Raw genomic sequence first — 7,635 nt, forward strand, 5'->3', positions numbered from 1 at the left:
GTCGTGCGCGTGGTGCAGGACTACGCCTCAATGAGTTCGATTTGAACGTTATCGGGTCCCTTGAAAAACGCCATCATTAACCCGTTGGGTTTCAGGTCTTCAAGTTCCGCGCCTTTTGCTTGGAGTTTCGCGACCTCTGCGTCCAAATCCTCTACGGTGAAAGCGAGTTGGTAGACACCCCAGCGTGGATTGCCGCTGGTGGCTTCAACATCCATATCTCCAAACTTAGGCGATAGAAAAATCCGTTCCCCACCGACTTCCATTCGGACAATTTTTAAGCCGCGGACCTCAACGGTTTCATCAACTTTTCCATCAAACATCTCTTCATAATAACGAACTGCACCTTCTAAATCTTCACAACGAAGATGAACGTGGTGAAATGTAACTGCCATTGTCAAAACTTCCTTTCTTTGAAAAATGCCTCCGACAAGCGCGCAAGGCAAAAGATGATACAAGATACAAAATTATCACATAATCTGTTGATTGTGTCAAATTGTTTTTTGGTCCAGCTGAATGTTAGATTCCGAAAAAATACCGAGATACAACGAAGCAATTGTTTCAGGCGGCGCGCAAATATTGCGCGCCGCCATTACAATTTTTGCGCGTTGGCAACAGATGGCGGATTCCAGACAGGTTCTGTTTCTTTAATGAGATTCTTTAGAAAAAGGTGACGTACTTTTGATGAACTTAGTGAACACCTGTGTTTTAAGCGATTGATGGTGCAAATTGTCTCTGAATCTTAACGGGTTTGACACACATATTTGCTTTTGGAAACATTGGCATAAAACTTGCTCACGCATATACTGATGTGATTCGATTTCATCTGAAGGAAGTGTCATGAAGGTGTGTTTAACTTTTTGAAGGTAACGAATATTTAAATTGAACGTTAGATAGTATAGGAATTCGGCAGAGAAGTGGATTGACATCTCAAGTGTTTTAGTAAATGGAATAAAGAGAAAATTATGGCAGCTAAAATTCGCAAAAGAAATGGCATCACGATTTTGGAACCTGGCGGTAAAATGGTGGAATCCTCCGTCCCCGAATTACGGGAAGTAATCTTACCAGAGATAGAGGCTGCCGATGCGCCACACATTCTCATCAATTTTGAGCACGTCAATAGGATGGATAGCTCAGGACTCGGTGCCCTTGTGGAGGTACGGAGCCTTGCATCACGAAGGAATGGTCGTATCGGGGTCATCAATGTTAGTCAACAGATCAACGATCTGATTGTTCTCAGCCGACTCGTTCGGGTCTTTGAACATTACGACAGCGAAGATGCCGCAGTTTCTGGATTATCCATCTGAAACCGACAGTTTCTGGATAGTGTCTGAGGCAGGGAACAAATACCTAAAAGGAGAAAATTATGGCAACTGAGATTCGCCAGCAAGATGGCATCACAATTGTGGAACCGAATGGAAAAATAGTTGGACCCTCTGTATCCGACTTACGGGAAGTAATCTTGCCGGAGATAGAGGTTTCCGAGACACCACGCATTCTCATCAATTTTGAGCACGTCAATATGATTGACAGTTCAGGCCTCGGCGCCCTTATGGAGGCACGGGCGCTCGCATCACGAAAGAACGGTCGTATCGGGGTCACCAATGTCGGGAAACACATTAGAAATCTGATTGTTCTTAGCCGGATTGTTAGCCTCTTTGAACATTTTGATAACGTGGCTGACGGCGTTTCAGGGTTATCCACCTAAATCCCGAAATTTTGTGTCGAAACTCAAAAAGGGATGTTTTAGCATCCCTTTCTTTTTTAGACGACAACAAATTTGAGTAAATTCAAAAAACGAACTTTTTCTGAACAGGAGTTGACTAAAGTAAACGAACCCTAAAGTAAACGAACATTTAAACTGAACGTTTAATTATGTAAAATTCAAAAGAGCAGTCAACTAATATTTCAAAATACCCATCAAAGTAGAAAAAAACAAAAAAGGAAAAAATCATGATTACTAAAATTCGCGAGCAAAACGGCATCTCAATTGTGGAACCCAGCGGAAAAATAATGGGACCCGCAGCATCGGAATTATGGGACGCGATTTCACCGCAGATAAAGGCTTCCGATACACCTCGCATCCTCATCAATTTTGAACACGTCAATAGAGTTGATAGCTCAGGCCTCGGTGCCCTCATGATCGCACGTGCTGCTATAGCACGAAAGAAAGGTCGTGTTGGGGTCATCAATGTCAGCAAACATATCAATAACCTGATTGTTCTGAGTCGTCTCGCGAGCCTCTTTGAACGGTTCGACAGCGAGGACGCTGCGATTTCCGCATTAGCAGCTTAAAACCCAAAATTCTGGGCATTTCATAAGGGGGTGGTTTTACCACTCCCTTTTTTGTTTTGCACGCTTCTGTCGTTATTCGCTTAGTTTTTCGAATCGCGATCTACCCCAAAAACACTAATTTTGGATTAAATACGCCAATAAACCTTATTTTTTGCGATTTTTCTAAAAATTTTGCACCCTTTTTACTAACGAAATGCGTCATTAACAATTGAAAGCATCGCTAATCGGAAAATAGACTTGAAGAAAAACAGACGTCCGTAGCGTTTGTCTTACAAAAGGATTGGTGAGTCGAACGGCGGGGTTTGATTCAAACGTGGATATTTATGAGATACTTTGAAAAAAACGAACTTTTTTTGATCGTATCTGACTAAACTATCAAATAAGCAAATTGAAAGTTCAAAAAATTTAGAGAAGCGAATTGCCAACTTTAATGTTTTAGCAAAATTAAAAGGGAGTAAATCATGACCACTAAAATTCGTCAACAAAACGGCATCACAATTTTGGAACCCAACGGAAAACTAATGGGACCCTCTGTATCCGAATTACAGACAGCACTTTCGCCACAGTTAGAGACATCTGATGCCCCTCGCATCCTTATTAATTTCGAGCACGTCAATAAAATCGACAGTTCAGGACTTGGTGCACTTATGGGAGTCCGTGCCGTGACAGCACGAAAGAAAGGGCGTATCGGGGTCATCAATGTCAGTAAACAGATCAAAAATCTGGTTGTTCTCAGTCGGCTCGTTCGGGTCTTTGAACATTATGACAGCGAGGCTGCAGCGGTTTCGGCACTATCCGTCTAAAATCCAAAATCTTTGGAACTTCAAACGGGGATGGTTTTACCATCCCCGCTTTTTTTTTGCGGAGTGAAGTTGTCCTTTTAATGTCTGAACTGTGATTTATGGGATTTTAGAGATTACCGGGATAAGAGTGAACCCAAAATTTTTGATTTGAGGTTTCAAGCATCTTGCGTTGAGCATTTTCGGAGAGGTGTCGCGATACAGCAAAGAGATTGTGTCGGTTGACAGATTATCCGCAATGCTGTTATTATGTTGGAAACCTGAAATATAGGGTCCTAACATGCTGTTGGAAAAATGGACGACGCTCCGAACTGAACATATCCAATTACTTGCCGAAGAACTCGCGAGGCAGCAGATACCTATCATTGTGCAACTCGAACCGATCGCGGATTGTGAGGAGCTGCTGACCTTCTCGGAGTCGAATCCGACACCGGTTGAATTTACGCCACAACATCCGGCATGGCGGTTGGAATCCGTCGCGGCGCGTGTCATTGAGGGAGTCGCAGTTGCCGCGCATGAACCGCTGACCGAGTTGGGATACCGAGAACTCGCGCGTATCCTGTTAGAACACGCCGTTTATCTCTACGCCTATCCCGATGGTGAACCGCGTCCGAGGCTTGAAGCCGGGAGCGCATTGGCATTGGTGGGTAACGTCTGTGCGTCGCTTCCGCACTCCGAACTCTGGCGACTCGCTGGGTTTGGGAGGATCTCCGCAGTGCTTGCCGAGGTTGCACCCGGACCAACGGATTCGCATCTTACCCTACCGATTGATGTCGCCTTCTCGCTTGCCAACGAACGAAACCTCCCGATTCTGGCATCTGCGATTGACACTTATAACACCGTTCTCAAGCCGAATTTCACACCGCAAAACCGTTTCGACTTGCCCCTCAGCGATAGCGATTTTTTTGAGGCACTCAATTTGGATTTTCCGGGAATGGAAGCCGTGAACGCAGCGGTACTCGCAGACGATATACACACCGCGAAAACCGAATATACCGCCTTTCGTCGGCAGTTCCTAAAAGACTTTGTGGGAGGGATTTCTAATCCCGACTCTGTCCTGTTAGAAAGATCCGATACTTATGCTACTGCCAAAACCTATCTTGAGTGTCTGCTACGGTTGTCTATCCATCCGACTCCGGCTATCACAGCGACTACGGAAATCGGTATCGCAGCGCACCTGTTCCCAGAATTCCGGGAAAATGAACAACTCCGTAAGTTGGCACTGCAGCGTTACAAGTGGATCATCGACGCATTCTTCCATGCTGACGGGTTTCATAAAGACCGGACACTCCGGGCACAAGTCGAGGCAATCGCGGATTTCGCGAGATTCCTCCGCTTTCAGTCTGACGTACAAACTGAAGAATTACGCGATGTACTTGAGAAGTTGGTCGCAGCATGCATCCATTTAAGCAGACCCGATTGTTCGTTCCCGCCACTCGGTCCGCTCCCTGCGCCTAATTTTGATGCCGTTGAACTCTGCACTATCGCTGATAGCCGCTTCAAGTATCCTGACACGACATCGCACGCGCTCCCTGAAACTGGCTGCTACGTCATGAGAGACAACTGGAAGCCTGATGGACAATACCTGTTCTTTGATGCACATCCAAAGGGACAATCCAACAACACTGATATATCAAGTCTGGCACTCTATGCGCACGGACGACAATTGACAACAAGCGCAGTCCATGTGCTTGGTACGACATCAACAGGCTCTGATGTGCTTGGTACACAATGGGCAACAACCTCTGCTTTTGATTGGGTCGAACAATGGTACCAAGCTGTAGGTGTTCACCACAAACGCGCCATCTTCTACCTTAAGGGTGAATACTTTATCTTGCACGATCTTGTATTGGGTGCGGAAGCGCAAACACTGGAGCAGACTTTCCGTCTCGGTGAAAGCGTAGATACTCACATCAATGCGGATACCGGACAGGCATGGACAGAGGAGGCGCGTCGCAGTAATCTCTTTATTGGCGCAATGGGGACGACTGACCTCACGGTAGCGTTAGAGGGAAACGGTGTTGTCCATCGGTGTAACAGCAAACCGCCAGTCGTGCTGAATACGCTTCTTTATCCGATGAGACCCGCTGTCACAACATATCCTACCATTTCGGACATTGAGGTTCGCACGGATTCGGATGTCTTAGGGACAGGTTTTACCCTCGAATTGCCGAACACAACAGACACGTTCCTGATCTCTGACGACGGCTTGGCGGAGATGTCTACTGAAGATATTCGGTTTGTCGGGGAATATCTGTTCTTACGAAGAGATGCTTCTGGCAGTGTTCAATTCATTATGCTGAACGGACGGTTTTTGAAGGTGGGTCCGAAAGTCCTTGCCGATTTAGATGAACCGTGCGAAAGTTATGTGGAGATGTAGGTAGTGGGTTGGCACGCGGTACGCAACATGTCAGGATGCAAGGAGATGCGATGCTGTCAAATATTCTGGTGGTATTGTGCGTTCCCTTGGCAAATAGATTGCAACAGGAATACCGATGCCGTGCAGGTATTTGCACATTAACGGTCCCACATCTTTCCAGTCTAATCCGCCTAACCCGCATCCCAATGCAGGCATCGCGAGGGATTGAATGCTTTGCTTTTTAAAATTCCGTTGTACCCAGTCTAATCCGCCTTCAATATCCTCTAAACGTGAGTTTTCTCTCCATTTCCGCTTTGTTGCAAAAAGCAGGAACCACTTTACAGCGTTAGGGGTAATAAGATCAGCACCAAAGTCTGCTAATTCCTCATCCAATGACCCCTCGCGCTTATAGAGATACGGCTTTATCTGCGTGATACGTCTTGATCGGCAAGCATCTTGATATGCTACGTAGACATCGGGGAATTTTTGCTTGGCACGCAATGCTAATCCTCTGCCCATGACGCTTTGGAGATTGACTGGGATTGTCAGTGTCTGTAGTCTTGAGAAAAACAGATCACCATCAACAATCGAAAGATTATCTCCAATTCGTTTTATGCTATGCGGCAGGATAGGCATGTAGGTTACCTCTGTTCCCAAACTAAAACCAAAAGTGTGTGAACAATCTCTGGACGCGATTTTCCGATTAATCCTCAATGGTGACCATAGATGTCAATTTAGGGATTTTTCACGACTTTTTAGAACAACTATTATAAACATGCCGCCCTTACAGGGCTTGGGTCTTTTTTGGCCATATACCGCTATAAACATAACGTCCCTACGGGACTAAAGAGGGTTTTGAAGTCTTCAAGGTTTCCGCGGATATCCTACCGCAATTCGCAGACCCCTTCCACACACAACGTCTCACCCGATTCTCGATCGTTTGGGATATTTAGAAGCTGCTATGGTACAATACGGCATTTCATACTCCTTCACTTGAAGGTCGTTCTTGTACAACAGGAATCACATAACTCCGGACTGTTACATCGTCAATCGTCTCCGTCTCTACACGCGACTCTGGCTCTTGACGATGGTCAAATACGATATAGTATCCTTGCGTTGTGCCTTCCAACTTCAGGTATGCTGCTAACTGTTTCTTGCCTGCTTGGTAGCGACTATCGCCTCGCCAAATCTTTGTCTCAATAATGTATTTTCGCTGATTGTGGGTGATGAGGATGTCCATTCTCCCACGACCAGTTTGCACCTCTATGTGCATAACACCACCGATACGTCTAACAAATTCGTCAAGATAGGCGAGCAGGAGGTGCCGTCCTACCGATTCTTGCGGCGTACCGGGCACCTGCAAAATTCTGAAACCTGCCCGTGCTATGAAATCTCGGAAGTTATCCAGTAACGCCTCCATCTGAATCTGGCCTGTAGATGTGAGATACTCATGAAGTGCTTCGCCAGTATCTTCCGAGAAGTATTCTTGCTCTAACCCGTTTACGAGTGGCTTGAACGTCCTCATAATCCGGTAGAGATAAATCGGATTGAGAATCTCACACATACCATCAGTCCCTTCTTTAATAACGCCATAAGTGGCAAGTTCACTGATAATATCATCGTCGAGATTAAAGTCTACGCCTTCTTCACGCGCCATAATCCGCATGAGAACGCTTTCAAAGCGCGGATTCCTGCGGATATTGGTCGTCAGATGTTCAATGTTGGTATTCCGTCCACGGAGGAGTTGCGTATGTGCCATTGAAAAGTGTGCCATTGTAATCGGTTCGGTCTTTGGAATATCTGATTCTTCCGTGAGGATCTGCGCGAATCGGTTGACAAGAACAGGTTGCCCGGCGGTCTGCTTATGAATCGATTCAATGACCTCTGGAGCAAACCGTTGACCAACTTCTTCCACATATTGCCCAAAGAGTTCTTGTACCTGTTCAAGTGTGAAGTTAGGTAAGTTGAACTCATCTTGGATATTGAACGGGGAGATCGACCTGTCGTAGTTCAGCTGCGTAATACTTTTGACTCCAACAATGCCGACACTGTGTGGACAACGAGAGATGGGATTTGAGACGTAGATACGGCGGAGCGAATGCAGAAACCCTTTCAGGGCTTCCTGCGGAATACCGTCAAATTCGTCTATTACAAGGATTACGCGCTGATCGCCCAAAAGCTTGG

General features: G+C 45.9%; 8 protein-coding genes. 5 read left to right on the forward strand and 3 right to left on the reverse strand.

What is annotated here, in order from left to right:
* Window positions 1-20 precede the first annotated feature (20 nt).
* Window positions 21-392, reverse strand: coding sequence for a VOC family protein (locus OXH00_09835; protein MCY3741306.1), 372 nt, complete (start codon window positions 390-392; stop codon window positions 21-23).
* Between the two features lie 570 nt (window positions 393-962).
* On the opposite strand from OXH00_09835, the gene OXH00_09840 reads away from it, so the two are divergent.
* The 5 genes from OXH00_09840 to OXH00_09860 all read left to right on the forward strand — a co-directional run bounded on the left by OXH00_09840 (window position 963) and on the right by OXH00_09860 (window position 5,472).
* Window positions 963-1,304 (forward strand): STAS domain-containing protein, encoded by a 342-nt coding sequence (locus OXH00_09840; protein MCY3741307.1) that lies wholly within the window; start codon window positions 963-965, stop codon window positions 1,302-1,304.
* Window positions 1,305-1,363: 59 nt separating this feature from the next.
* Window positions 1,364-1,705, forward strand: coding sequence for an STAS domain-containing protein (locus OXH00_09845; protein ID MCY3741308.1), 342 nt, complete (start codon window positions 1,364-1,366; stop codon window positions 1,703-1,705).
* Window positions 1,706-1,950: 245 nt separating this feature from the next.
* Window positions 1,951-2,292: an STAS domain-containing protein gene (locus OXH00_09850; protein MCY3741309.1), complete on the forward strand. Its 342-nt coding sequence runs from the start codon at window positions 1,951-1,953 to the stop codon at window positions 2,290-2,292.
* Between the two features lie 461 nt (window positions 2,293-2,753).
* Window positions 2,754-3,095, forward strand: a complete 342-nt coding sequence (locus OXH00_09855) for an STAS domain-containing protein (GenBank protein ID MCY3741310.1) — start codon at window positions 2,754-2,756, stop codon at window positions 3,093-3,095.
* 277 nt (window positions 3,096-3,372) lie between these two features.
* Window positions 3,373-5,472: a heparinase II/III family protein gene (locus tag OXH00_09860; GenBank protein MCY3741311.1), complete on the forward strand. Its 2,100-nt coding sequence runs from the start codon at window positions 3,373-3,375 to the stop codon at window positions 5,470-5,472.
* Between the two features lie 30 nt (window positions 5,473-5,502).
* Here OXH00_09860 and OXH00_09865 read toward each other — a convergent pair whose 3' ends face one another.
* Window positions 5,503-6,087, reverse strand: a complete 585-nt coding sequence (locus OXH00_09865) for a macro domain-containing protein (protein ID MCY3741312.1) — start codon at window positions 6,085-6,087, stop codon at window positions 5,503-5,505.
* 343 nt (window positions 6,088-6,430) lie between these two features.
* Window positions 6,431-7,635, reverse strand: a 1,205-nt coding sequence (locus OXH00_09870) for an AAA-like domain-containing protein (protein ID MCY3741313.1), incomplete at its 5' end; no start/stop codon positions are given.

Source organism: Candidatus Poribacteria bacterium (assembly GCA_026706025.1).
Classification (GTDB): Bacteria; Poribacteria; WGA-4E; order WGA-4E; family WGA-3G; genus WGA-3G.